A 23,472-nucleotide genomic window follows, 5' to 3' on the forward strand; every position below is an offset into this window, starting at 1 on the left:
ACGATTATTTTAATGATAGTGAGGATTACTCAAACGGCTTGACCTCCAAGGCTCTGCCAAGGAACACGATACAGTTGCAGGGGATCGGCTTTGCCCTTGACCAGCGTGGGGGGGAGGGCTTCTAGGGGCAAAAGAACTGGTGGCAGTTTACGCGCCGTACTCTCCGAGATCAGAATTTCATGGGCCTGGGCCGCACTACAGATCCGACTACTAACATTGGTGGTATCACCAATGACAGCATACTGGATCAGTTGTCGAGAGCCAATATTGCCGGCTGCTACGGTTCCGGTATTGAGACCAATGTGGATAGCAATTTCGAGGTCGTAGTCAATGCGCCAGCGTTGGTTGAGTTTTTGCACCGCCTGTTGCATGGCAATGGCCGCTCGCAGGGCCCGCTCCGCATCATCTGCCTGGGGATAAGGCGCTCCCCAACAGGCCAGTAGAGCATCACCAACATACTTTTCTAGAGTACCTTCGTGGGGAAAAATAATTTCTTCTACCATCACCGCAAAGTACTCATTCAATAGTCGGATAATTTCCTGGGGAGACCGCTGGGAAGAGAGTACCGTATAATTACTAATATCTGCAAAAAGAATAGTTACTTCTGTACTGGCTATTTCCCATAAATTTTCTTCCCGTTCCTGTAATTTCTGACGGACAGAGGGGGGGAAAAAGCGCTCTAATTTACTACGGAGGACGGCCTCGGACTGGATTTGCTCGTAGAGTCGAGTATTGTCAATGGCAATGGCTGCTTGATTCGCCAAACTAGTTAAAAAGGCCAAGTCCTCTTGGGTGTAGACATCCCGGAGGGAGAGGTTGTCAACGTACAGCACCCCCATCACCTCAGCCCGAGGCTTGAGGGGGACACACATCGAGGCCTGGATGGCCTGTTGCAAAATAGACTGGGAGGATTGAAAACGTCCATCATGAGGCACATCTGTGCTAATAACAGCATCTCCCTGAGCCTCCACTAGTTGCACAATGGTTTTGCTGTAGAAGTGGGCCTCTTCCTTTAGGCTAGGACGAAATTTCAGGGCCGCGGCCTCTAGGGTCTGATGCTGGGGATGACGGAGGAGGATTACAGCTCGATCCACCGCCATAATTTGAAACAGGAGGTCTAGAATTTTCTCTAGCAGTTGGCCCAGGGGTTGGGGAACCGAAAGTTCGTGGCTGACTTCCAAGAGGATTTGCAGTTTTTGGACAGCTCGTTGCTCCGCATTCTGGGTTGGTAACCGAAGAATGGTACTTGACGTGGTCTCGGGCGAGTCCTTCAGGAGGGACTGAAGTACTGGAGGAGCAGTACCAGGAGACAGACGACTGACAATCGACCAGTTTTGAGTCGTGGGAGTTGAAGCAGCTAGTGCTTCCGGTAAATTTAGCCAAAATTGGCACGGAACCCGGCCGAAGCGGATACGATCACCGTCAGCTAGCACCTGAGCCTGAATCTGCTGGTCATTAACGAAGGTGTGATTCAGACTATGGAGGTCTTTTAAGATAGCCTGGGAGCCATCAAAATGGAGTTCCGCATGGTGACGCGAGAGGCTGATATCCGCGATGACAATGCTATTGTCAATTTCGCGTCCAATGGTATTGCAACCCAAGGGAAGGGAGTGGAGAGTCGGGACAGGCTGGTCGGGATCTTGGACTAAAAATGGCATCATAGTGACTCCTGGGGCCCGAATGGCCCTGTTGTCCAAGGGCTAATCTACTTAAGGCTAACCCTCTCTCGGCTGCAAGGCAAGAACGTCTTTTTATGCTCTCAGGTTAACATCCTAGTTTCGCCAAAACTGGTGCAACGCTGACAATATGGCGGTCTAGACCCAGAGCCTCGGGCTCAATGCCCAGGGCCAAGGCCACTAATTGAGGTAGATGTAAAACGGGTAACTGGAGGTTTTGACCCAACACTTGGCTAATTTCCGGCTGGCGGGAGTCTAACTGTAGATGACAGAGGGGACAGGGGGTGACCAGACAATCCGCCCCGGCGGCCATCGCATCAATGAGATGACGGCCGGCTAGCTGGAAGGATTGGGGCGTGGCATAGCTGGAAATGGGCCAACCACAACACTGGGTTCGGCCAGCATAATAGATAGGATTAGCGCCCAAAATCTGAAAAAGGTTTTCCAAGCTCTGAGGATTCAAGGGATTGTCCTCCGGCAGGTGATCCTGGGCCCGCAGGAGGTAGCAGCCATAGAACGCGGCACAGTTGAGGCCGGTTAGCCGTTTGGTCACTTTTTCCGCCAGGGCCGCCAAACCATAATCCTCGATCAAGGCCCAGAGCAGATGGGTCACTCGGGTGGTTCCCTGGTAAGGAGTGCATTTTTCCTGCTCTAGATAGTGATTGACTTCCGCTAGGTAACTCGGCTCCTGGTGCTGGGCCTGTTTCAGGCGTTCATCCACATGGCCAATTACTCCTTGACAGGTACTGCAATGGGTTAACAGGGGAAGCTGGAGGGCCTCCGCCAGGGCAATATTGCGAGCATTGACGGTATCTTCGAGCAGTTGGGAGCTTTCCTTAAATGTCCCGGAGCCACAACAGACCGCTTGTTTCAGTTCAATTAATTCGATTCCCAGGGCCTCACTCAAGGCGGCGGTGGATTGATAGAGTTCGCGGCAGGCTCCTTGGGCCACACAGCCCGGGAAGTAAGCATACTGGAGGGTTTTGGCCATGGCATTGAGGAGAGAGGGACAGGCAAGCAACATAGGCGGCCCCGATTAACGCCGGTCGGGTTCAGTCTTAGCCTACATATTACTGATTACTGAGGAAAATTTTAGCCAGCTTTCTCTCCGGCCAGGGATTTTCCTCCAATTTAATCTAGATTTGTGGCTAGTGGTCGCTTCCAGGCCAAGAGCAAACCATCGCCTAGGGGGACTAGACTCATGGCCACCCGTGCATCCGTTGCAATCTTTTGATTTAACTGGCGCAGGGCCACGGTGGTTGGGTCTTGAATTGCCGAGTCGGCAACTTTCCCGTACCACAGAACATTGTCGATCACCACCAGGCCCCCCGGCCGGGCCAACCGTAAAGCATATTCATAGTAGTCATCGTAATGGCGCTTATCCGCATCAATAAAAATCAAGTCAAAGGGCTGGACATCGGGATCTTGCTCTAAACGCGCCAGGGTTTCTAGGGCTGGGGCCAAGTGCAGCGTAATTTTGTCGGCCACTCCGGCCTGGTGCCAATAGTGGCGGGCAAGGGTCGCATCCGCTTCGCTGATGTCACAGGTCACGATCTGGCCCTGGGGCGGCAGGGCCAACGCCATGGCCAGACTACTGTAGCCACGAAAGGTGCCAATCTCCAGGATGCGTTCCACCGATAGCAATGAGATCAACAGGGTCAAAAACTGGGCCTGTTCCGGGGCAATCTGCATTGGGGCCCCAGGGAGGGCGGCGGTTTCTGTCCGCAATTGCTGGAGCCAGGGGGATTCGCGCCCCCCAAGGGACTGGAGATAATGCTGTAGGCTGGGATCAAAGCCTGTACTTAATTTCGTCATGACACTCTACCTCGGCTGTGCGGTCTGGGCCTACGATGGCTGGATTGGCAATTTTTATCCCCCCCAGGCCCCTAAATCGACCCTTCTCCAACTCTACAGCCAGCGGCTAACGGCCCTCGAGGGCAATACGACCTTTTACGCGGTGCCCTCCCCGGCCACTGTCCAGCGTTGGCAGAGGGAAACCCCCCCAGATTTTAGGTTTTGTTTGAAGTTTCCCCAGACCATTAGTCATCAAGGTTTACTCTGCCCCCACATCACTGAAGCCCAACAGTTTCTCGAACGCCTTCACCCCCTCGGCCAAAAGCTCGGCATGGTTTTTCTCCAACTGCCCCCGACCTATGGCCCTGGCAACCTAGAGGATCTACATCAATTTTTAGCGGTCTTGGCGGATTTCCCTGTTCCTCTAGCTGTTGAAGTGCGCCATCGTGATTGGTGGTCTGCCCCGTTATGGGAGCAATGGCACACTCAGCGACAAAACTTAGGGGTGAGTCAAGTTATTTTGGATACCCGGCCGATCTACAACTGTCCTGATGATCCCCAACAGCACAGTCAACGGCGTAAGCCTAATGTACCGGTCGTCTTACCTGCCGTTACGCCAGAGCGTCCCCTCCTTGTTCGTTTTATTAGTCATCCCCAACCGCAATGGAATCAGCCTTACCTCCAGCAATGGCAGACCTATTTGGAACGGGCCCTGGCCCTGGGACAAACTGTTTACTTTTTTGTCCACTGTCCCCAAGAGCAGTATTCCCCCTTTACGGCCCGGGCTTTTTATCACCAACTGCAACAAAAGGGCCTGGCCCTGCCGTCTTTACCCTGGGATCAACTTCCCCAAGAACCCCAACAATTGAGCCTATTTTAGGGATAAGATGCCCTTGGCAATTGTGAACGGACTCTGTTAGGATGCGAAAATCTTTATAGGCTAGCCAGAGTAGGCTATTCTGTAAAACCGATCCCTGGGATAGAGAATGTCCCAAAAAATGACCAGTTCCCTTCAAGAATTGCCGTCAAAATTTGTGAGGAAAACCGATGGTAGACCCGAGCCGTCAAGCGATTGCCTTTATTTCGGACCATGCTGATCCCGCCGCAGAAATCGGCATGGAAGAAGCGGGGGGGCAGAACGTCTACGTCCGCCAAATGGGAGAGAACTTAGCGGCCCTGGGTTGGCATGTCGATATTTTTACTCGCAAAAGTAATGCAAATGATCTTTCTATTGTTCAACATTCCCCCCACTGTCGTACCATTCGCCTAACCGCAGGGCCAGAAACCTTCATTCCTCGGGATCAGTTGTTTGAACACATGCCGGAATTTCTAGATAATTTACAGAAATTTCAGACCAAACAGGCTATTCACTATCCCTTGCTCCATACTAATTATTGGCTGTCTGCCTGGGTCGGGATGCAACTCCAGCAAAAAAACAATGTTCAGTTAATTCATACTTATCACTCCCTGGGACGAGTGAAGTACGAAACCATGCAAACCCGGCCGGCTGTTGCGGAAACACGTTTGGCAGTGGAGCAACAAATTCTGGAACAGGCCAATTGTGTGGTGGCCACCAGTCCCCAGGAAAAAGAGGCCCTGCGTAGTTTAATTTCCCAACAGGGACAAGTGGAAGTCATTCCCTGCGGTACAACTCCCAATTTTCACTGCATCCCCAAAGCAACGGCTCGGGAAAAACTGGGCTGGCATCCCCAGGAACGAGTAGTGCTCTACGTGGGCCGTTTTGATCCGCGCAAGGGGATTGAGACCCTCGTCCGGGCCTGTGCCCACCTTAAGGAAATGGGAACTCCCCATCTCAAACTGGTGATTGTGGGGGGCAGTAGTGTGGAGCGTTTGGATGGCCCAGAGCGCAAGCGCATTGAAACCCTAGTCGATCACCTAGATTTGGTAAAACAAACGCATTTTGCGGGGCGCATTGACCACAATTGGCTCCCCTGGTATTACAGTGCCGCCGATGTTTGCGTCATCCCCAGCTATTATGAACCCTTTGGTCTGGTGGCCATCGAGGCCATTGCCTGCGGCACTCCCGTTATCGCCTCTAAGGTCGGGGGCCTACGATTTACCGTGATTCCCGAAGAAACGGGCCTGTTAGTCCCCCCGCGGGATGTGGATGAGTTGGCCGTAGCCATCGAGCGGGTGTTGCAGGATGAACTCTGGGCCAAAAAACTGAAAAAACAAACCAGCCATCCCCATAATTCCCGCTTTAGCTGGAAAAATTCAGCCATGCAGTTGAGCGACCTCTACCGCTACATTCTGGCTCGCTCGATCATGCACGACCAGCCCTGGAATCCCAAAATTTCCCGGCTACCCGGCGCGACCGATCCGCTCCGTATTGCCGCTGTTTAGTGGGTCAGGCCATGCTGAAGGGCAAAGCGGACTAATTCCGTCCGGCTATTGGTGCCGGTTTTTCCGAAAAGACGACTGACATACTTTTCCACGTTGCGGACACTGGTCTTGAGTTGGGACGCAATTTCTTTATTCATCAGGCCCTGGGCCACCAGGTCTAGCACACTCTGCTCTCGGGGGGTCAGATCGATTTTCATGGGGGCCGGGGTGGTGGTCAGACCGGCCGGGTGACTAATCTGTTCCTTGAGGGTGCGGATTTCCTGGTAAATTTCCTGCAGTTTATTGGATTCACTACTAGCCTCAAGATTGACCTGACGTCGGGCCAATAAATTGTGAATCATCGCCTCCAATTCCTCCGGATCAAAGGGTTTAGAGAGGTAAGCATCACACCCCGACTGATAGCCCTGAATGCGGTCACAGGTCATCCCCCGTGCCGTTAAAAAGATAACGGGTAAGCTTTTAAAGCGTGGATCGGCCCGCAACTGGGCCAACAGTTGATAGCCATCCACCTGAGGCATCATGATATCGGAGATAATCAATTCCGGCAGATGGTATTGCAGATAATCCCAGGCTTCAATCGCGTTACTAGCCGCATGGACTTGAAACTCGCCCCCATCTTCTAAATAGGCCTGCACCGACTCCCGCACACCGGGTTCATCATCAACCAGTAACAGGGGGGTAGGACTGGACATAGGGCGTTAGGGAGAGGAAAGCTTAGATATTAGTAGACCCTTATTGTGGCACTATCGGGAGAGTCTCGTCTAGGAGCAATCCCTCTATCCAAGAATTAAACTTGGGACACAAAAAGGTTAGGCCGAGACCGGGAAAATGAGTTCTAGGGGAAGAGACAAATCCGGCAGGGAGGGCAGGGGAACTGCTTGGTCGGGAAGGTAAATCAGACATTGACGGTAGCCAAAGCCTTGATGACTACGGGCATAGGGCTGGGAATAGACCTCTAGCTGACGATCTAGCAAATTAACAATCCAATACTCGGGAATCTGGGCCTCGGCATAGAGGGCCAATTTAACGTCACGATCGTAGTTGAGGGACGAATCCGCAATTTCAATCAACCAGAGAATATCCGCTGGCGTGGGATGGCTGGATAGGTAATGGTCTTTCCGTTCTCGTACAATGGCAAAGTCCGGCTCCGGCTCACTACTAGCGGATAAACCAATGGGGTCTTGACAGCGCAGGTAGAGCGACTCTGGCAAGCTAGCGGAGAGCAACCGCAGAAGTTGCATGGTACAGAAAGTGTAGGCTGTGCCCTTGGCAATCATTTCAATGATTTCTCCTTTAATCAGTTCTACCCGCGGCTGTTCTCGAAAAAAGCCCTGTTCCGTCAACCAGTAATATTCTTTGAGGGAAATTTTCCGTCGGGTCATGGTGCTGGTCATCGTTTACTCACCTCTACGCGCTATCAATCCTTGGAAAGATGGCTGACTGGGTTAGGCCAGGGCCAATCCCCTCTGCTATGCTAACTTAGCCGGCTAACTAGACTGAATGGCCCTCCCACCGTCATTTCTGAAACGTTTTGTTAAAAACTATTACAGAATAAGTCTGAAGGGGATCGCTATACCAGAGAATAATTGGGACAGGTTGCCTAGAGAGCTACGGAGGTTCCGTCCTGACTGGCGACTGTCTTGGTTAATAAAGCCAGCTTAAAACCACCTTAACTTCTATTTTTTGGAGGAATCCATCCATGAGTATCGTCACGAAATCAATCGTGAATGCTGATGCCGAAGCCCGCTACCTGAGCCCCGGTGAGCTAGATAGAATCAAAGCCTTCGTGACCGGCGGTGCCGCTCGTCTTCGCATCGCTGAAACCCTGACCGGTGCCCGCGAAACCATCGTTAAACAAGCCGGTGACCGCTTATTCCAAAAGCGCCCCGACATCGTTTCTCCCGGTGGTAACGCCTACGGTGAAGAAATGACCGCTACCTGTCTGCGGGACATGGATTACTACCTCCGCTTGATCACCTACGGAGTTGTTTCTGGTGATGTCACCCCCATCGAAGAAATCGGCTTGGTGGGTGTTCGTGAAATGTACAAATCCTTAGGAACTGACGTGGGTGCAGTTGCTCAAAGTGTACGCGAAATGAAAGAAGTTGCCTCTGGCCTTATGTCTGCTGACGATGCCGCTGAAGCCTCTTCCTACTTCGACTACGTTATTGGTGCGATGAGCTAGGGATTGCCGTTAAGACCATCGTCTTCGACAAACGCCATCTACTTTTAGCAATTTTTCACACAAAGTAAGATTCAAGGAAATAAACAACTATGCAAGACGCAATTACGGCTGTAATCAACTCTGCTGACGTCCAAGGCAAGTACCTCGATAGCTCCGCCATGGACAAACTGAAAAACTACTTCGCTAGCGGTGAACTCCGTGTGCGTGCCGCCAGCGTTATCAGCGCCAACGCCGCCACCATCGTTAAAGAAGCCGTTGCCAAATCCCTGCTGTACTCTGATGTCACCCGTCCCGGTGGCAACATGTACACCACCCGTCGTTATGCGGCTTGTATCCGTGACCTAGACTACTACCTCCGCTATGCCACCTACGCCATGCTGGCTGGCAACCCCTCCATCTTGGATGAGCGGGTTCTCAACGGTCTGAAAGAAACCTACAACTCTCTGGGCGTTCCCATCTCCTCCACCGTTCAAGCGATCCAAGCGATCAAAGAAGTCACCGCTAGCCTGGTTGGCGCTGATGCTGGTAAAGAAATGGGTGTTTACCTCGATTACATCTGCTCTGGCTTAAGCTAGATCATTCCCTACAACAACTGGCATTTCACATTGTCAGAATTGAGGTTCGGGACGTCTAGAGTGAGTGCTAGAGAGTTTAAGGCGGGTAATTAGCTTGCTTTAATAGTCTAGTATTGACTCCGGACTCCCGATCCTTGTTGTATTCAAGGCAATTGTTTTGATTGAAAACGTTTTAGGAGACCTTAGCCCCATGCGGATGTTTAAAATTACGGCCTGTGTACCGAGTCAAACCCGAATTCGGACTCAGCGGGAATTGCAAAATACCTATTTCACCAAATTAGTCCCCTACGATAACTGGTTTCGTGAGCAACAACGCATCATGAAAATGGGCGGCAAAATTATGAAGGTTGAGCTAGCCACGGGCAAGCCCGGAACCAATGCTGGCTTAATGTAGTTTTTATGATTTTGGACTAACCAAATACAGAGAAGAGGTCAATCAACTGACCTCTTTTTGATTCAGGGGGGATGCCACCCGTTGAGTGACGCCCTGAACCACTATTCAGCTTGGATAGCTTCAACCGCTCGCTCTAGCATGGTTTCGTCGAGGTGTTTTTCCGATTGACGCTCGTCGGTCAGCAGTTCCCGGGCCTTTTCTGCGACGGTTTCAGGGATGGTCGTGTCGATTTCAGTGGCTCGTTCCAGCATGGTTTCCTGGAGATGTTCTTCCTGCTGGCGTTCCTTGGCCATTAATTCGCGGGCTTTGTCTTGAGTACTCATGGTGATTGCTTAACGGTTACAGGGGCTACCATTCCACTGTATCGGGGGACTGATCTTCTCAGGAGGCCTGAGTCAAAAAAGTTTATGCTTTTGCGTTTTCAGCAAGCTTCGATGTCATAACAGCATAAAAGGGGTCAGGGCCAGCCATACCTAGCAACTGTAGAAGGCCCGGCAGGGGAGTCGCCGTTTTGATCACGACTTCTGGGGCCGAAAAGCCCGCTACACTTTGGCAATAGGCTTTAACCAACTGAAGATGATGGGCATCAGTTCCCTCGCGCCAGGCCGCAATCGCTTTTTGATAGAACATACGGTTAGAAAAGCTGACAATCAGTTGACCGCCGGGTTTCAGGACTCGATAAACTTCGCTAAAAATGGCCTCGGGATATTGTAGATACTGCACTGACACCGTGATCAACACCGCATCAAAATCCTGATCCGGTAGGGGTAATTGCAGATTTTGGTTCAAATTTTGGACAAAGTAGTGATTTAAACGGGGATTCTTGGCAAGTTCTTCGGCATTGAGGCCATGGCCCTCGACCCATGCAAAATCCATGTCCGTTGGTAAGTGGGAGACCCAACTGCTCATCAAATCCAAAACACGACTATGGGGCCTGAGTCGTTCCCGGTAGAGTTGGGTTAACTGATCAATAAAATGGGCATCCACATGGGTCACAAAACGAGGATAGGCATAGAAGGCCGTATCATCACTGTTATCTAGCTTGGTACGGTCTTCGGCCCGGAGACAGAAAGAAGAGCGAGGGGAAATGGACATGCTTACTCTGTAGTTTTAAGAGGGAGCGTTTAGCCGAGGAGAATACTTGGCTATGGTTAAAAATTGTAAAGTTTCTCCCTGATTTCTGCCGTAGCCATCATGAGGTCTGCTCAAATAAGGCTTTAATCAACAAGTAGTAAATTTTAAGGGCAGAGAGGCTTTATGCTCGCGGCGGATTGCTACCGGCCAGCATTTGTGAAAGTAGATGATGAACTAACTGCAAGACAAACAAAATTACGAAAATAGGATTATTGAATAAGTATCTTCTCCACAAACGTCGCGGTTCCCGAATGAGTCGATAGGCCCACTCCAGTCCTAGCGGCATTAGCCAGCGCGGTGCTTGAGCGACCTCTCCACTGTGAAAATTAAAGGCCGCTCCAACCCCAATCATCACGGCCGTTAGTTGTCGATAATGCCTGGCCATCCAGATTTCCTGTTTCGGACATCCTAGGCCCACAAAAATCAGTTTTGCTCCTGCTTGTCTGATGCGTTCGATATCTTTTGCTTCTTCGGCAAAAGTCAGAGGACGAAAAGGGGGTGAATAGGCACCGGTAATGTCTAGACCAGGCAATAACTGTCGTAAATAATCCTGTAACTTCTCTAAAGTTTTATCTGTTCCGCCGTAAAGATAGATGGGAATGTTCTGTTGAGCGGCCTGACGGCAGAGGGCCAGCATCAGATCAGGGCCATAGACACGGTCTTGTTGATGAAGGCCAAGTAGACGTAGGCCCCAAACCAAAGGCATTCCATCCGGTGTTACAAGATTTGCTTCGTTGATAACTTGTTGGTAAGTCGGTTGCCAATAAGCCGTCATAACTACATGAACGTTAGCAGCAACGACATAGCTAGCCTGGCTGGTGCAAATCCAATCCAGGATCTGTTGGCAGGCCATTTCGTAGCTTGTCCCATCAATACGGGTTTTGAGGATTACACGACTGGTTGGCATAGTGGTGGCAATAATAATGCACTTCGTAAAATTGGCAACGAAAGGACTGACCCCAACAACGCTATGATACCTTTCGCCCAATCCTGAGCCTGCTGTCGTGATGCGTGCGATCCGAGAATACTTTCAATGTCTCATTAACCCAGTAATGATGCCCATGGCCCTACGGGTAGCCCTGGTAGTGGGCTCGTTGCTGTTACTGATCAATCATGGTTCTGCCATTATGGGCCACCGCATGAGTCGTGAACGTTGGTTGGCAGCTATCTTAACTTACCTCGTTCCCTATGCCGTTAATATTCACGGCCAGTATATCAGTCGTCCAAAAACGCTTCCCACGATGCATTCCCGACAACAGCCTACCCGCGTATAGGGCCAGGGCCTTTTGCTCAAGCCAACCTCTGCGTTGATTTTGAGACCAGGAGAAGGAAATCCAGTCAATTTACCGGCCTGATCGGACTAGACTTTGAAGCAGTCAGGTTTGTTATCTACAAGAAGGCCAATTGGCCAACAAACCGAACACGCTTCCATGTTTTGATAAAGCTAAACCTCTGGCTATCCACTGATTGCCGTTATTTTCATGTCTAATTTTACTACCCCTTGGCTTGACCCCCTGACCTACCGATTGAGTAATCGTTTTTTTAACTGGCTGGGCCGTTGCTTGCTCCCCGAATGGGACCGGAGACTCTTGGGTCTGAGCCGTTTGCCGATCCAGACCATCATTGATATTGGGGCCAATGAAGGGCAATTTGCCAAAAAGATCAAGAAGCATTTTCCCCAGGCCATGATTTATGCTTTTGAACCCCTACCCGTTCCCTTTCAACAATTGTCTCGCTGGGCCCAATCCTATCCTGATCAGGTGATCCCCTTTAATTTGGCCCTGGGAGAAACCACAACAACCATTGAAATGAAAAGTCATTTGTACTTTAATCCCTCGTCATCGGTGCTGGCAACGACGGCCCTGTGTGAAACCATCTATCCCATGGTTAAAAAACAGGAAAAAATCCGCCTGGCCCAATCGACTCTCGACCAGGTGATGCAGGGCCATGATCTAAGGCCAGATATTTTAATTAAACTCGATGTCCAGGGCTACGAAGACCGGGTTCTACGGGGTGGGATGGCGACGCTCCAGCGGGCCAAGGCCTGTATTATTGAAGTCTCCCTCGATCCCCTCTACGAAGCGCAAGCTCAATTTCGGGATATTTTTGTCCTCCTGGATGGCCTGGGCTACGTCTATGCCGGTAATCTAGACCAGATGCTGGCCAGGGATGGTCATGTTCGTTATTTTAATGCTGTCTTTATTAATTCCCGTCTCTAGGCCCGTTTATGCGTGTTGAAGCTTGCTGTCAGTCCCTCCTGACCCATTTTCTCCCCCTGGTAGACCCCCAACGTCAGGGCCTCTGTCTTGATGTCGGGGTGGGAACCTTTGCCTTTTACTGCGAACAGTTTGCGCGTCTTGGTTTTCCCACGGTGGCGGTGGAACCCCTGCCTGTTCCCCAGTTAAAGCGCCTGGCCAAAGCCCTATCCTTTCAGCTGATTGAGGCCTGTTTATCCGACACCAATGGCCAGCAGACCTTGTATCAGGGACGATTTGCAGGGTTTTTCAATAGCAACTTTAGTTCCCTCTCGCCGGACTGGTTTGGGGCCTCCCCCCGAGCCACCTTGGTGCCGACCCAGACCCTGCCTACCCTCATCCAGGCCCTACAACCGGGCCAGATCACCTGTTTAAAACTCGACATTGAAGGCTGGGAGTTTAATGTGCTAAAGCAACTGCCCCTCCTGCCAGCGGCCCTCCGCCCTAAGGTGATCCTGTTTGAATACGGCGGCGGGGCCAGTAAGCATCGGGACGAAAAAGGCTGGAGTCAACACTTTTTTGAGGGTACCCTCAACTGCCTGCGCGTCCTCCAGGCCTGTGGCTACCAGGACAGCCTATTAATTGATTTTGCTCCCCAGACCCAGGAAACCCGTTTTCACCTACCGACAATAGAAACAACAACGGACGAGTCTCTCCTAAATCTGTTTCCCGATCACTGCATTTACGGCAACATCATCAGTTTTTTAGACTATCCGCTGAATGCAGAATGGGTAGCTCAGCTCTGTCGTCCTTACTATCGCGTCAATCCCCTAGAGCGCTTGGTGAGCCAGCTTGTCTCCCGCTAGGCCTTAATCCGGGGCGTAGGTTTTGAGCAATTCGTTCATCTGCTCAAGTAAATCCTTGCGCACTGGTAAGTCGAGGGGGTTGCGGTCGGGCAGTTGGGGCCGATCCAGGAAGCGCTTAATGCCTTCTTGACTTTGTTTGTGAATGAGGGCATGGAGTTCATTTTGGGCCCGTTCTCGCTGGTAATGGGCCCCTTCCTCTGAGGTAGCGTAGAGGGGGGGAAGTCGATTTAAGGCGTAGGCCGCCACATCGGCAATGTCCAGGGCCTTACTCTGTTCGTCATCCAGCTCCGACACCTGGGTAATCACTTCCGTAACCACCAGTTCTTCCATCACGTTGATAAATTGTTTGTGGGGCATGGCCACCACCTGGCCCGCCAGTAGGGCCGCCATCAGTTGGTCGAGGGCCGTATATTCTTCCAAGGAAAGTTCCGAGGCACTTTCACAGATCCGCCCGACCTCTGCTTCCATGGTGGGGGTTAAATAGCCATCTTGCAGGGCCTGGTGAACGATCATTTGAATACTCATGGCAGAAATCATCCGAAAAGTAGAGAGATACGCGATGTGCAACTAAAAACGACAAAATCAGGGTTCCAGGCGATAATCTAACCTTCCTGATTTCTGAAAGCCTTGTAAATCAAGGCCTAAAAAATAGTTGCACACGGGGTGAGAGATAGTCCGTAATTTCTGGGCTTCACCAGTCTAGGGGCGGGGTTGAATATAGACAACAGCCTGCCACCAGACGAGGGTGGGTTCCTCGGCTTGGCTGTGTAGACAGAGGCAGTGGTCGTCCTGCCAACGAATTTTACCGACTAAGATATCATTCGTCGTTAGTTTGATTTCCACCGTCTGCTGGCCTTTGATCAGGGATTGGATTTGACGAACGCTGGGGAGGCCCGTATTAAACTCGGTCATGGCGAACAATTTAGGGGTTGACTCGTTTTCATTATTCCAGAGGGATGATGATTTCTTCGGTTTTCTGAGCGTAAATCTTCAGTCCACAGGGTAAAAATAACCCCTAGAAGTTTTCAGTCGTCAAAAACCAGCAGGGAAGTGGATATTTGTTATGATTTAACTAAAAGTTGTGAAGTTTTGTAAAGCTTGAGGACAAGCCCTTGAAGACCTCTGTTTCCGTTCCTCCTGCCACTGCTTGGTATCGAGTTCAACCCCTCTGGCAGGGAGATCAACAGATTGTGCAACAAGGCCTGCCTCATCCGCAGTTGGCCCCCGCTTGGCAGATGCTCATCCTCGGAGATGGTTCTCCCACCCGTCACCTCCAGTTACTCACTGGGGAAAAAACCGAGGTGGATGTTATTGATATGTCTTTAATTGGCCCGTCTCCGACCGAGGCCCCACCCCAAATTCATGTCATCCCCCAACCCTGGCTACAACGTCAAGTTTGGCTCCGCACCCGTTCCGGTAAACGCCTAGCCTACGCCGTTTCCTGGTGGGACGGCAATCAAGTGGACGATTATTTAGAAAACCGTAATCTACCCATTTGGGACAGTTTATCCCGTCTCCATACTGAGTTGTACCGAGAAGTGCTGGGAATTTTTCATGGCCCGTCTCCGGCCCTCGCGGCGGCGTTCCAAGAAACCGGGCCATTTTGGGGTCGCTACTACCTCTTTTGGCACCATGGCCAACCCCTCACCCTCATCTACGAAGTGTTTTCTCCCTATCTTCAGCGTTATCTAGGCCCGACGGCCCTCGTCAATGACAGCCTTTAGCCAAGGCCAAAAGGTGCCTCGTAGCCATTCTCCCAATTTTTGCACTGCGGCCTCCAACCCAAAGACCAGTTGATCGAGTCCTGCCAGAAGATACTCCAAAAAATGACGCTGATAACCAACGGGCCGGGCTTCCGTTTCAATCCAATCGAAGGCGGTTTCTAGTTCTGTTTGCCAAGGATTATGCCAGGCCAAAACGGCGGGGGCGGCCGGTAATTCTGGAGCCGCAGGAACCGCTTCGGCCCATAGATCTGGTAATTCCCAGGCTCGGGAGAGCTGGGGCGGATTGGCCATCGGTTTTTTGGGGTTGGCGCTAGGGGATGGGGCCAAGTCGCTTGGAGATGAGGGAGTCTGGGTTAACGAACCGCTGGTTTCTAGCAGAGGGACTGGGGGGGAAGATTCGACAAACAGATCGTCCCAGGCCAGCCAAGGTTCTGTAGATGCCGAGGATTCCGGGGTCAGGGCCGTGGGCCGTTGACCAGAACCAAAGAAGTAGTCGATAGCGGCCTGGAGAATCACGCGAATTTGAAACGGATCGACCTCGGTGGGAGTTAGGGCCGGGGAGGAAACCATCAGCCACTGCTGGGTTTGCTTGGCCAGGCCCTGCCATTGGCTTTGCAACTGCTGGGCCAGGGCCGGGGGATGGGGCCAGGCCATCGACAGGTTAGTCTGCACGGGCCGAACCAAGGGGGCCGACGAAATTGAGAACTTAGGGATAGGGGCAAGGGCGCTAGAACTGCTACTCAGACTTAAGGCCTGGCCCTGCCACCAACGAAGGCCCTGCCACAACCAATCCAGGGGAGGCAGGGGGGCCGTTCCCTGGGCAAAGGTGAGGGGAATGAGCCCAACACTTTTTTGGGCCAAGGCCCACTGGACACGACGTTGGTAGTAAAAATTAGCGAGTCTCTGGCGGATAGCAGTACTGAGGGCCTGTTGTTGGCTCGGGGAGAGGACATCCAGCACCTCATTATCGGTCGTGACCAAGACAAGCTGACGACTACGGTATTGACAGGCCAGGCCATGAATAACAATGCTTTCCGCCTGGCCCTGGCTCAAGGATTGTTTAAGGTGATTGCCCAGTCTGGCTAAGGGGCTAGCTGGCAGAGCCAAGGGAGGAGGAACTTCTCCTCGCTCCTCTGGGGTCAAGCTCGTATCGGCTAACTGTTGGCGGATATTTTCAAAAAAGTGACCCGGCAGAACAATTTGCGGTAATGGCAGGGCGTCGGGTTCGGTCGTAGACGGGGTTAGACCTAGCCAGGGTTCGATGGTGGTGAGGATTTCTTGCAGGGGTTGGTCTACCGGGGGCTCACTCAGATAGGGCAGAGCCACGGACGTTGTCGGCGGGCCAAGTTGGGGATCTAGCCATTCCTGGGGATGCATGAGCCAATAGAGGGGGGCCACCAGGGCCTGGACGCTCCATTCTGCGGCAATTTTCAACTGGCGAAAGGTAACCCCCAGTCGGTCACGCCATTTGAGGGACTGACGATTGATGAAGTTGAAGAGACGGCTTTGGTAGGGTTGGGAGGGGTTGGCCATGAAAACTCTCCAGCAGATCTAACAAACATTACGCTGTCTGGGTTTTGAGGGAATGGCTCGTCCTATTTATCCCAGTTGACCCAAACCAGCTACGCCAATGAAGGTAACTATCAGCCTATCATCAACGGGAAGAAGGGCGGTTTCTGGCCCCGAGGCCTGACGCAAAAAGAATCTCCAAAATTGCTACTCTAGATGAACCCAAATTGCTCGCGCCTATGACCCGTTCTCCTAGTTCCCAACCCCTCAGCCAAATGGTCACCCAAGCGGTACAAAAACTTGTTGGGCTAGAAAAGCGGATGATAGCCTTCAAGCCGGGCTCTCGGGTGGCCAAGATTGAAGTGCGGGAAAGCCCAGGAGAGCCGCCCCAAACCTATCCTCTACTGGGAGAGCGCCACATCCTGGGGCGGAGTTCGCGGCTGAGCGATATTCAGATTCAAAATCCCATCGTTAGCCAGGCCCATTGCTCCATCCACCGGGAGCCCAAGCATCCCCAGCAGTTTATTCTCCAGGATGAAGGTTCTACTAATGGCATCTATCGGGGCCGCCAGAAGTTAAAGACCTATCCCCTCTGCCACGGGGATGTGATTAGCCTCGGGCCGCCAGAACTCGAAGATGCGCCCCAATTTACTTTTTTGAATCCCCCGCCTCCTTGGGTCAAGGCCCTGCGCTATGGCATTTATGGTTGCGGTGCTCTGGGCCTACTGGGGATGGCTTGGCTCACTTGGGAGTGGGCCCAGTTGTCGGTTCGACCCTGGCCCAGCGGTGTGTCAGCCCCAGTGGTCATCTATGCCGGCGATGGCAAAACTCAGTTAAACCCAATTCGACGTGATATTCATCGAGAATTAGTGAGGATACAGGATTTTTCCCCCTACTTGCCCAAGGCTGTAATGGCCTCGGAGGATAGTCGTTTCTATTGGCATTTTGGGGTTGACCCCTACGGCATTGCTCGGGCTGTTGTGATTAACCTCGGCAAAGGCGGCCTACGCCAGGGAGCCAGTACCCTCACGCAACAAGTTGCCCGCAGTCTCTTTCCAGAGGTGGGCCGGGAAAATACTGCCCGTCGCAAAGTGCGGGAAATGCTGGTGGCCCTGAAGTTGGAAATGGTTTATAGCAAAGATGAAATCCTAAAAACCTATCTCAATCGCGTTTATCTTGGGGCTGGCAACTATGGTTTTGAAGATGCGGCGCGTTTTTATTTTGATAAATCCGCAAAAAACCTCAATATTAGTGAAGCGGCAACGCTGGTGGCCATGCTACCGGCTCCCAACCTCTACAATCCTATCCAGGACTACGACACCACCGTTTCCCTGCGTAATCGGGTAATTAAGCGCATGGCCAACCTGGGCATGATTAGTGCCACGGAAGCTCAACAGGCCCGACGCTCCCCGATCACCGTCAGTCCCAAGGCCCGCCAATCCCTCTCCAAGCTCCAGGCCCCCTATTTCTACAGCTATATTTTTACGGAATTGCAAAATTTGTTAGGAGAAGAGGTGGCCAAGGAAGGGAATTTCATTGTGGAGAGTACGGTGAATCTGGAGGCACAACGCCAGGCCGAAACTCAAGTAAAGCAATACATCGCCAACGAAGGACAACAATTTCGGTTTTCCCAAGGGGCCCTGGTGACCTTGGATAGCCACAATGGGGAAATTTTGGCCCTGGTGGGGGGAGCAGACTACAAAAGCACTCAGTTTAATCGTGCCACCCAGGCCCTACGTCAACCGGGTTCCACTTTTAAAATTTTTGCCTATGCCGCTGCCCTGGAAGCGGGTATTTCTGCTTATCAAACTTATTCCTGTGCTGGTATTCGTTGGCAGGGCCAGGCCTTTCGGCCCTGTGAACGCAGTAGTGGAAACATTACCCTAGCCCATGCCCTAGCTCAATCAGAAAACGCTGTGGCCCTGCGGGTGGCCCAGCAAGTTGGCCTAGACAGAATTGCGACCCTAGCAGAAGACCTGGGAATTCGTTCCCCACTCCACAAAAATCCTGGTTTAGTGCTGGGCCAGAGCGAGGTTCGGCTCTTAGAACTCACGGGGGCCTACGGCGTCATTGCCGACCAAGGCCAGTGGCATCTCCCCCATGCCATCCGTCGTATCCGAGACGGTAATGATTGCCAGGATAGTCGCCGTCACCAAACCTGTCGGGAAATTTATAGTGCCACCCAAATGGGCCAGGCCTCGGTGCCAGTTCTGAAAGCTAGCACGGCTTCGACCCTTGTTACGCTCCTCCAGAATGCAGTTAATGGCGGCACGGGCCAGGCCGCTAGCATTGGCTACGGGGCCGCTGGGAAGACGGGAACCACTAATCGGGGCGTTGATCTCCTTTTCGTGGGCTTTCTACCGCAACAGCACTTTGTCACGGGGATTTGGCTCGGCAACGACGATAATTCTCCCACCCGAGGCAGTAGTGCCCAGGCCGCACGTCTTTGGGGCCGTTACATGAAAACCCTGGTGCAGTAAACAAAATAATGGCTTTTCGGGCCTGGATAAACTACCCTTAATTTTGGCCCGCTAGGTTGGGCGGAGTTGCTAGATTTCCTTTGCTTGTCAGGTTTTTAAGTCATGAGTTGGCGACGCTTTGTTCTTTTTCTTGGCCTCGGTATTCTGTTAACCCTCGGTTTGGCCTGGGGATGCCAATCCCGTCCGGCCGCGCTGCCCACCGGCCAGAGTTCTTCTAACGAGACCCCTTCCTCCGCCATTAAACTGGACAGGATAATTTCTCTAAACGGATTTCACACAGAATCGACTGCCACCTTGCCATCCTTGCCCCCCCAAACCCAGGCCATTTTGGCCAGTGGCCCGCAGGGGCAGGTGTTTTCTCCCCCTCGACAAGCTATTCGCCTGGCTGTCATTAGTGATCTCAATAGTGCCTACGGCTCCACTACCTACGAACCCGAGGTCCGTAAAGCGATCCAACTCATGCCGTTTTGGCAACCAGATCTAGTTCTTTGCAGTGGTGACATGGTCGCGGGCCAGAGTCCGAGTCTTTCTAAACAGCAAATTGAAGCGATGTGGGCCGCCTTCGATCAACAGGTGGCAAAGCCCCTGCGGGATGCGAAATTACCCTACGGCTTTACCCTCGGCAATCATGATGCCTCCAGCGCCCTCGGTGCGAAGAAAACTTATTTGTTTCAGCAAGAGCGGGATCTAGCTGCCGCCTACTGGAATGACCCGGCCCACGATCCTGGGGTAGACTTCATTGACCGCCAGGACTTTCCCTTTTACTACTCCTTCAAATACAAAGATATTTTTTTCTTGGTCTGGGATGGCTCCTCCAATCACATTCCGCCGGAAAAATTGGCCTGGGTTGAAAAAACGCTGGCTAGTCCTGAGGCCCAAGGGGCCAAGATGCGTATTTTATTAGGCCATCTCCCTCTCTACGCTGTGGCCGTTAAGCGGAACAAACCGGGAGAAGTCATGGAAAATGCGGATCAACTCCGAGCCTTGCTCGAAAAATATCGTGTCCATACCTACATCAGTGGACACCAGCATGCCTACTACCCTGCCCATCGAGGTCAACTCCAACTCCTGCATACGGGACTTTTGGGGTCTGGCCCCCGTCAACTTCTAGACAGCCAATTGCCGCCCCGGAAAACGTTAACAATTCTCGATGTTAACTTCCAAAATCCCGATTTAACGACCTATACCACCTACGACATGAAAACCCTGGGCCTAATCGACTACGGGCAGTTACCCCGCTTTATCGTTGGTCATAACGGTATTGTCCTACGACGAGACATTGAGCCTGAAGAGCTAACTCCGCCAGAACGGGCTCGGTGCGAAACTCGCCTCGGCCAACGGCCCTGTCCTGTTTAGAGGCCTGGATTTGCCGTCGTCGCCCAGGAGAGAACTTGTTCTACTCTTCCCGTTATGGTTTGGCCCCACCACGGGGTATTGCGAGCCTGCGTTTTAAGGGTTTGGCTATTTACCGGCCAGGATTGCTGGGGATTAAAGAGAAGCCAATCAGAAAATACCGGGTTCAAGCCCAGACAACGGAGCGGATTAAGGCTGAGGGCCCGCCAGAGTTCCAGGGCCGTTAGGTGACCTGTCTCCACTAGACCCTGCCAGAGACAGGGTAGGGCAAATTCTAAACCAATGGCCCCCGCTGGGGATTCGGCAAAGGCTAGGGTTTTTTCTTCGTAGGTATAGGCTTGATGATCGACAGCAATAGCTGCAATGGTGCCGTCCTTTAGTCCCTGTATTAAGGCCAGACGATCTTCTGGGTTGCCGAGGGGTGGATCTAAATGAAGGTTGGGATCATAGCGATAGAGAGCCTGACTATCCAACAGGATATGCATCCAGGCGACACTGGCGGTGAGGGGAAGGCCCCGAGCCTGGGCCTGGGCAATAAGGGCCACGCCTCGCTGAGTTGAAACCCGCATCAAGTGGACAGGCGTTGGTAAATCCGCCATTATCTCAATTAGGGCCGAGATCGCTGTCGTTTCTGCCATAGCCGGTTCTCCAGGTAGGCCCAAAGCCAAGGAAATGGCCCCCTCTCGGGCAACGCCATTTCCCCGCAGGGCCAGATTCACTGGTACCAGGGCCAGCGTTTTTTTATAGGGGGCAAGATATTCCAAGGCCCGACGGATTAAGCTGGAATTCATTAACGCTTGGCCATCGCTAAAGCCCACTACACCGGCTTCCACCAAATCCGCCAATTCTGCTAACTGTTCTCCCCGCGCGTCCTGGGTTAAGCTCCCCCAAAAGTGGACATGGGGCAAAGACTGCGGAGCTAAGGCTAGGAGCTTTTGACGCCGTAGGCTCAAGACGGCGGGATTATCGGAGACGGGCTGGCCCTGGGGTAGAAGTACCAGTTGAGTAAAGCCCCCGGTGATGGCCGCTGCCGCTAATTGGGACAGAGTTTCCCGGTCTTCATGGCCTGGTTCGCCGCTGGTGCTGTAGAGATCCACTAGGCCGGGGGCCAAGATTAAATGTTCTCCATTGAGGGGAGCTAGATGGGCAGGAATGAGGGCTGGATCCGGATTAAGGGCCTGAATTTGTCCATCCTGGAGCCAGAGATCAATCTGGCAGTCTTGATCCTGCTGAGGCTCTAGCCAGCGAACCCCTCGCAAATACTGTGACTCCATCGGTGTGCTCCTAGCTTGGCCCATCGTCTATTTCCCAAATTGCCCTACAAATCCTAGCAGGAAACAGCCAAGGGTCTACAGCTTGAGGGTGGGATTTCTCCTCAACGGCCAATACTCCCAAAGGGACTTAATCTTCTCTTAAATTTTTTAACAATTACTTTACAACGGACAAAGGCTATCAGGGTAAGGCTTTGCAGAATTCTTGAAAAATGTAATCAAAAATACAGCACCACCCTATAATTTTCTTCCGCCAGGTTAGACTATATTGGACATTAAGCTTTGTTACTCGCTTAGGTATATTTTATGAGTACCAGTACTCTAACTCCCGTTTCGTCTACGACCTACTCCTTGAGTATGCTTCAAGATGAAGTCCGCCAACTGGTGGAAAAAGGGACGATTAGTCGTCATCAGCCCATCTACGTCCTGTGTAAATACATTCCAGCGCGGGAATGGGTTTGTGTGGAGTGTGAATTAGAGCGGAGTGATTTTCTTCTGCGGGATCAGATCGGGGATCTCATCGCCGCAGAGCGTTGGGATAACGACTAAGATAATGACCCTGAATCAGCGGTTGCCGGGGCCGCTGTCATCAAATTAGCGGATTGGCTGGCAATCATGGCCAATAAAAACCACCAAAGAGTACTAACTGGTGGCCGGTACCAGACTGTATCGACTAGGCCATGCACCAACAACCCCACCATGGCAGCCAAGGCCGCTATGGCCCAAAAACCCTGGGGATCGCTCTGGTGACGAAAGGCCTGAATCTGCCTTAGCCCCTGACTAAAAACAACTAAAAGTAACCAGAGCATGGTCGAAAAGCCCACTAGTCCCGTCTCTACCATGATCTCTAGGTAAATGGAATAGGCACTCAAGGCACTAAATTTGGGACGCATATAGAGGGGATAGATGTGATTAAAAGCACTATTTCCTGGGCCAATGCCTAACCACGGGCGGTCACGGATCATACTTTTAACTCCTTCCCAAACATTAATCCGAAAATTATTACTGCTATCGCCTCGGCCCGCAAAAATACTCAACACCCTTACCTGGAGAGGTTCCACTAGGAGTAGAGCCAGACCCAGACCCAAACCCCCCAATCCAATTACTAGGGGTAGTAGCCAGGTTTGCCAAAAAGGAGAGAGGAAGGGCCGCCACCAGAGGTAACTGAGGAAGATAAAAGCCCCTAGTACAGCTAGTCCTCCGAGCCATCCCCCTCGACTTTGGGTAAAGAAAAGACAGCCCAGATCAATGGCTAGTGTCATCATCGCCAGCAGTTTGGGCAAAATTCCCCGCCAGGTAAAAATAGCCCCGCAACTCAGGGCAATCATGGGCAGTAGGTAGGCTGCCAATAAATTCGGGTTACCTAGGTAGCTATAAACCCGAGTAGCCCCCGCAAGGTCGGAAGTCGGATCATTCCAGGTGGCCAACTGTTCAACGCCGTCTAGCTGCTGTTTGATGCCGTAGGCTCCGACCGTTAACCCCACGAGAATAATCACCGTTACTACCCGATTAAACCAAGGCCGGGAACGAAGAATACGAGCGGCTAAGAGAAACAAACATAAGTTAGCTGTAAGCTTTAAAAATCCACCCAGAGCAGCCATTTTCACGGGTGAAAAGCTGACAGCCAAGGCCGAAATCAGCCAGTAAAGAAAAACTAAAAGATGAATCGGGGTGAGTCCTGGTGATTGCTCATCCGCGAGGGTCAACACCAGCCAATACAGCCCACAAATCGTCAGCAAACCCCCCAGCATTGTGGTGGAGGTAAAGGGGGCCAGGCTAAAGATCAGGGCTATCAACAACGCCCCGATGGCGTCCCGAAAGGGCCAAAGATAACTAGAGGTGCTCCAGCCTTGGAAAAGCCCCACCAGACGATGGAGGTAACTGCCCTGCCGCCATTGGTAGGGGGAAAATCGAGACCAGGTAAGTTGTTGCCAAAAAAAGGCCATGGTGAA

Annotated in this window: 25 protein-coding genes; 12 read left to right on the top strand and 13 right to left on the bottom strand. The window is 52.0% G+C overall.

Annotated elements, in window-relative coordinates; genetic code table 11:
* Positions 1 to 29: 29 nt before the first annotated feature.
* The 3 genes from ABXS88_RS03545 to ABXS88_RS03555 all read right to left on the bottom strand — a co-directional run bounded on the left by ABXS88_RS03545 (position 30) and on the right by ABXS88_RS03555 (position 3,491).
* Positions 30 to 1,661 (bottom strand): adenylate/guanylate cyclase domain-containing protein, encoded by a 1,632-nt coding sequence (locus tag ABXS88_RS03545; protein WP_353673813.1) that lies wholly within the window; start codon positions 1,659 to 1,661, stop codon positions 30 to 32.
* 103 nt (positions 1,662 to 1,764) lie between these two features.
* The gene (locus ABXS88_RS03550) at positions 1,765 to 2,667 is read right to left on the bottom strand and encodes a CoB--CoM heterodisulfide reductase iron-sulfur subunit B family protein (RefSeq protein ID WP_353674772.1); all 903 of its coding nucleotides are present in this window, start codon (positions 2,665 to 2,667) and stop codon (positions 1,765 to 1,767) included.
* Positions 2,668 to 2,807: 140 nt separating this feature from the next.
* Positions 2,808 to 3,491 carry a class I SAM-dependent methyltransferase gene (locus ABXS88_RS03555; RefSeq protein ID WP_353673814.1) on the bottom strand — a complete coding sequence of 228 codons (684 nt, stop codon included), beginning with the start codon at positions 3,489 to 3,491 and terminating at the stop codon, positions 2,808 to 2,810.
* Between ABXS88_RS03555 and ABXS88_RS03560 the strand changes: the two genes are divergently transcribed.
* Both ABXS88_RS03560 and ABXS88_RS03565 read left to right on the top strand, forming a co-directional pair.
* Positions 3,490 to 4,350, top strand: a complete 861-nt coding sequence (locus tag ABXS88_RS03560) for a DUF72 domain-containing protein (RefSeq protein ID WP_353673815.1) — start codon at positions 3,490 to 3,492, stop codon at positions 4,348 to 4,350. The two genes, ABXS88_RS03555 and ABXS88_RS03560, sit on opposite strands and share 2 nt — an antisense overlap.
* 167 nt (positions 4,351 to 4,517) lie before the next feature.
* Entirely contained in the window at positions 4,518 to 5,834 is a 1,317-nt protein-coding gene (locus ABXS88_RS03565) for a glycosyltransferase (protein WP_353673816.1), read from the top strand.
* On the opposite strand, the gene ABXS88_RS03570 is transcribed toward ABXS88_RS03565, so the two are convergent.
* A complete protein-coding gene (locus tag ABXS88_RS03570) occupies positions 5,831 to 6,526 on the bottom strand; it encodes a response regulator transcription factor (RefSeq protein WP_353673817.1) in 696 nt (231 codons plus the stop codon). The genes ABXS88_RS03565 and ABXS88_RS03570 overlap by 4 nt on opposite strands.
* Before the next feature lie 117 nt (positions 6,527 to 6,643).
* A complete protein-coding gene (locus ABXS88_RS03575; protein WP_353673818.1) occupies positions 6,644 to 7,228 on the bottom strand; it encodes a Uma2 family endonuclease in 585 nt (194 codons plus the stop codon).
* A gap of 305 nt (positions 7,229 to 7,533) precedes the next feature.
* Between ABXS88_RS03575 and ABXS88_RS03580 the strand changes: the two genes are divergently transcribed.
* From ABXS88_RS03580 to ABXS88_RS03590, 3 genes are all read left to right on the top strand, one after another.
* Positions 7,534 to 8,019 carry an allophycocyanin gene (locus ABXS88_RS03580; RefSeq protein WP_353673819.1) on the top strand — a complete coding sequence of 162 codons (486 nt, stop codon included), beginning with the start codon at positions 7,534 to 7,536 and terminating at the stop codon, positions 8,017 to 8,019.
* 89 nt (positions 8,020 to 8,108) lie between these two features.
* Positions 8,109 to 8,594: an allophycocyanin subunit beta gene (gene apcB / locus ABXS88_RS03585; RefSeq protein WP_353673820.1), complete on the top strand. Its 486-nt coding sequence runs from the start codon at positions 8,109 to 8,111 to the stop codon at positions 8,592 to 8,594.
* A 190-nt stretch (positions 8,595 to 8,784) separates the two neighbouring features.
* On the top strand, positions 8,785 to 8,988 hold the full coding sequence (locus ABXS88_RS03590; protein WP_353673821.1) for a phycobilisome linker polypeptide: 204 nt from the start codon (positions 8,785 to 8,787) through the stop codon (positions 8,986 to 8,988).
* A 101-nt stretch (positions 8,989 to 9,089) separates the two neighbouring features.
* Here ABXS88_RS03590 and ABXS88_RS03595 read toward each other — a convergent pair whose 3' ends face one another.
* From ABXS88_RS03595 to ABXS88_RS03605, 3 genes are all read right to left on the bottom strand, one after another.
* Positions 9,090 to 9,311 carry a hypothetical protein gene (locus tag ABXS88_RS03595; protein WP_353673822.1) on the bottom strand — a complete coding sequence of 74 codons (222 nt, stop codon included), beginning with the start codon at positions 9,309 to 9,311 and terminating at the stop codon, positions 9,090 to 9,092.
* An 82-nt stretch (positions 9,312 to 9,393) separates the two neighbouring features.
* Entirely contained in the window at positions 9,394 to 10,083 is a 690-nt protein-coding gene (locus tag ABXS88_RS03600) for a class I SAM-dependent methyltransferase (protein ID WP_353673823.1), read from the bottom strand.
* A 160-nt stretch (positions 10,084 to 10,243) separates the two neighbouring features.
* Positions 10,244 to 11,029 carry a WecB/TagA/CpsF family glycosyltransferase gene (locus tag ABXS88_RS03605; RefSeq protein WP_353673824.1) on the bottom strand — a complete coding sequence of 262 codons (786 nt, stop codon included), beginning with the start codon at positions 11,027 to 11,029 and terminating at the stop codon, positions 10,244 to 10,246.
* A 100-nt stretch (positions 11,030 to 11,129) separates the two neighbouring features.
* On the opposite strand from ABXS88_RS03605, the gene nrtS reads away from it, so the two are divergent.
* The 3 genes from nrtS (at position 11,130) to ABXS88_RS03620 (ending at position 13,183) form a co-directional block, all read left to right on the top strand.
* Positions 11,130 to 11,396: a nitrate/nitrite transporter NrtS gene (gene nrtS, locus ABXS88_RS03610; RefSeq protein WP_353673825.1), complete on the top strand. Its 267-nt coding sequence runs from the start codon at positions 11,130 to 11,132 to the stop codon at positions 11,394 to 11,396.
* A gap of 207 nt (positions 11,397 to 11,603) precedes the next feature.
* Positions 11,604 to 12,341 carry an FkbM family methyltransferase gene (locus ABXS88_RS03615; protein WP_353673826.1) on the top strand — a complete coding sequence of 246 codons (738 nt, stop codon included), beginning with the start codon at positions 11,604 to 11,606 and terminating at the stop codon, positions 12,339 to 12,341.
* An 8-nt stretch (positions 12,342 to 12,349) separates the two neighbouring features.
* Positions 12,350 to 13,183, top strand: a complete 834-nt coding sequence (locus tag ABXS88_RS03620) for an FkbM family methyltransferase (RefSeq protein WP_353673827.1) — start codon at positions 12,350 to 12,352, stop codon at positions 13,181 to 13,183.
* A 3-nt stretch (positions 13,184 to 13,186) separates the two neighbouring features.
* Here ABXS88_RS03620 and ABXS88_RS03625 read toward each other — a convergent pair whose 3' ends face one another.
* A complete protein-coding gene (locus tag ABXS88_RS03625) occupies positions 13,187 to 13,708 on the bottom strand; it encodes a late competence development ComFB family protein (protein WP_353673828.1) in 522 nt (173 codons plus the stop codon).
* 174 nt (positions 13,709 to 13,882) lie between these two features.
* The gene (locus ABXS88_RS03630) at positions 13,883 to 14,095 is read right to left on the bottom strand and encodes an RNA-binding protein hfq (protein ID WP_353673829.1); all 213 of its coding nucleotides are present in this window, start codon (positions 14,093 to 14,095) and stop codon (positions 13,883 to 13,885) included.
* 200 nt (positions 14,096 to 14,295) lie between these two features.
* Between ABXS88_RS03630 and ABXS88_RS03635 the strand changes: the two genes are divergently transcribed.
* Positions 14,296 to 14,907, top strand: coding sequence for a chorismate lyase (locus ABXS88_RS03635; protein ID WP_353673830.1), 612 nt, complete (start codon positions 14,296 to 14,298; stop codon positions 14,905 to 14,907).
* On the opposite strand, the gene ABXS88_RS03640 is transcribed toward ABXS88_RS03635, so the two are convergent.
* Positions 14,872 to 16,440, bottom strand: a complete 1,569-nt coding sequence (locus ABXS88_RS03640; protein ID WP_353673831.1) for a hypothetical protein — start codon at positions 16,438 to 16,440, stop codon at positions 14,872 to 14,874. The two genes, ABXS88_RS03635 and ABXS88_RS03640, sit on opposite strands and share 36 nt — an antisense overlap.
* 215 nt (positions 16,441 to 16,655) lie before the next feature.
* Here ABXS88_RS03640 and ABXS88_RS03645 point away from each other — a divergent pair, with 215 nt between their 5' ends.
* Complete coding sequence (locus ABXS88_RS03645; protein ID WP_353673832.1) at positions 16,656 to 18,896, top strand: PBP1A family penicillin-binding protein; 2,241 nt, start codon at positions 16,656 to 16,658, stop codon at positions 18,894 to 18,896.
* A 102-nt stretch (positions 18,897 to 18,998) separates the two neighbouring features.
* Positions 18,999 to 20,252 (top strand): metallophosphoesterase, encoded by a 1,254-nt coding sequence (locus ABXS88_RS03650; RefSeq protein ID WP_353673833.1) that lies wholly within the window; start codon positions 18,999 to 19,001, stop codon positions 20,250 to 20,252.
* Here the strand turns inward: ABXS88_RS03650 and ABXS88_RS03655 are convergent.
* Positions 20,249 to 21,523, bottom strand: a complete 1,275-nt coding sequence (locus ABXS88_RS03655) for a dihydroorotase (RefSeq protein WP_353673834.1) — start codon at positions 21,521 to 21,523, stop codon at positions 20,249 to 20,251. The two genes, ABXS88_RS03650 and ABXS88_RS03655, sit on opposite strands and share 4 nt — an antisense overlap.
* Before the next feature lie 303 nt (positions 21,524 to 21,826).
* Between ABXS88_RS03655 and ABXS88_RS03660 the strand changes: the two genes are divergently transcribed.
* Positions 21,827 to 22,069 (top strand): DUF4327 family protein, encoded by a 243-nt coding sequence (locus tag ABXS88_RS03660; RefSeq protein WP_353673835.1) that lies wholly within the window; start codon positions 21,827 to 21,829, stop codon positions 22,067 to 22,069.
* Here ABXS88_RS03660 and ABXS88_RS03665 read toward each other — a convergent pair.
* Positions 22,066 to 23,466 carry an IctB family putative bicarbonate transporter gene (locus ABXS88_RS03665; protein ID WP_353673836.1) on the bottom strand — a complete coding sequence of 467 codons (1,401 nt, stop codon included), beginning with the start codon at positions 23,464 to 23,466 and terminating at the stop codon, positions 22,066 to 22,068. The two genes, ABXS88_RS03660 and ABXS88_RS03665, sit on opposite strands and share 4 nt — an antisense overlap.
* Positions 23,467 to 23,472 lie beyond the last annotated feature (6 nt).

Source organism: Synechocystis sp. LKSZ1 (assembly GCF_040436315.1).
In the GTDB taxonomy this organism is placed as follows: Bacteria; Cyanobacteriota; Cyanobacteriia; order Cyanobacteriales; family Microcystaceae; genus Synechocystis.

Coding starts and splice junctions, on each gene's coding strand:
- ABXS88_RS03595 (WP_353673822.1), bottom strand. CDS start 9,311: ATGAGTACTCAAGACAAAGCCCGCGAATTAATGGCCAAGGAACGCCAG.
- ABXS88_RS03545 (WP_353673813.1), bottom strand. CDS start 1,661: ATGATGCCATTTTTAGTCCAAGATCCCGACCAGCCTGTCCCGACTCTC.
- ABXS88_RS03655 (WP_353673834.1), bottom strand. CDS start 21,523: ATGGAGTCACAGTATTTGCGAGGGGTTCGCTGGCTAGAGCCTCAGCAG.
- ABXS88_RS03665 (WP_353673836.1), bottom strand. CDS start 23,466: ATGGCCTTTTTTTGGCAACAACTTACCTGGTCTCGATTTTCCCCCTAC.
- ABXS88_RS03560 (WP_353673815.1), top strand. CDS start 3,490: ATGACACTCTACCTCGGCTGTGCGGTCTGGGCCTACGATGGCTGGATT.
- ABXS88_RS03650 (WP_353673833.1), top strand. CDS start 18,999: ATGAGTTGGCGACGCTTTGTTCTTTTTCTTGGCCTCGGTATTCTGTTA.
- ABXS88_RS03590 (WP_353673821.1), top strand. CDS start 8,785: ATGCGGATGTTTAAAATTACGGCCTGTGTACCGAGTCAAACCCGAATT.
- ABXS88_RS03555 (WP_353673814.1), bottom strand. CDS start 3,491: ATGACGAAATTAAGTACAGGCTTTGATCCCAGCCTACAGCATTATCTC.
- ABXS88_RS03565 (WP_353673816.1), top strand. CDS start 4,518: ATGGTAGACCCGAGCCGTCAAGCGATTGCCTTTATTTCGGACCATGCT.
- ABXS88_RS03625 (WP_353673828.1), bottom strand. CDS start 13,708: ATGAGTATTCAAATGATCGTTCACCAGGCCCTGCAAGATGGCTATTTA.
- ABXS88_RS03575 (WP_353673818.1), bottom strand. CDS start 7,228: ATGACCAGCACCATGACCCGACGGAAAATTTCCCTCAAAGAATATTAC.
- ABXS88_RS03660 (WP_353673835.1), top strand. CDS start 21,827: ATGAGTACCAGTACTCTAACTCCCGTTTCGTCTACGACCTACTCCTTG.
- nrtS (WP_353673825.1), top strand. CDS start 11,130: ATGCGTGCGATCCGAGAATACTTTCAATGTCTCATTAACCCAGTAATG.
- ABXS88_RS03600 (WP_353673823.1), bottom strand. CDS start 10,083: ATGTCCATTTCCCCTCGCTCTTCTTTCTGTCTCCGGGCCGAAGACCGT.
- ABXS88_RS03615 (WP_353673826.1), top strand. CDS start 11,604: ATGTCTAATTTTACTACCCCTTGGCTTGACCCCCTGACCTACCGATTG.
- ABXS88_RS03550 (WP_353674772.1), bottom strand. CDS start 2,667: ATGGCCAAAACCCTCCAGTATGCTTACTTCCCGGGCTGTGTGGCCCAA.
- ABXS88_RS03620 (WP_353673827.1), top strand. CDS start 12,350: ATGCGTGTTGAAGCTTGCTGTCAGTCCCTCCTGACCCATTTTCTCCCC.
- ABXS88_RS03605 (WP_353673824.1), bottom strand. CDS start 11,029: ATGCCAACCAGTCGTGTAATCCTCAAAACCCGTATTGATGGGACAAGC.
- ABXS88_RS03645 (WP_353673832.1), top strand. CDS start 16,656: ATGACCCGTTCTCCTAGTTCCCAACCCCTCAGCCAAATGGTCACCCAA.
- ABXS88_RS03630 (WP_353673829.1), bottom strand. CDS start 14,095: ATGACCGAGTTTAATACGGGCCTCCCCAGCGTTCGTCAAATCCAATCC.
- ABXS88_RS03570 (WP_353673817.1), bottom strand. CDS start 6,526: ATGTCCAGTCCTACCCCCCTGTTACTGGTTGATGATGAACCCGGTGTG.
- ABXS88_RS03580 (WP_353673819.1), top strand. CDS start 7,534: ATGAGTATCGTCACGAAATCAATCGTGAATGCTGATGCCGAAGCCCGC.
- ABXS88_RS03640 (WP_353673831.1), bottom strand. CDS start 16,440: ATGGCCAACCCCTCCCAACCCTACCAAAGCCGTCTCTTCAACTTCATC.
- apcB (WP_353673820.1), top strand. CDS start 8,109: ATGCAAGACGCAATTACGGCTGTAATCAACTCTGCTGACGTCCAAGGC.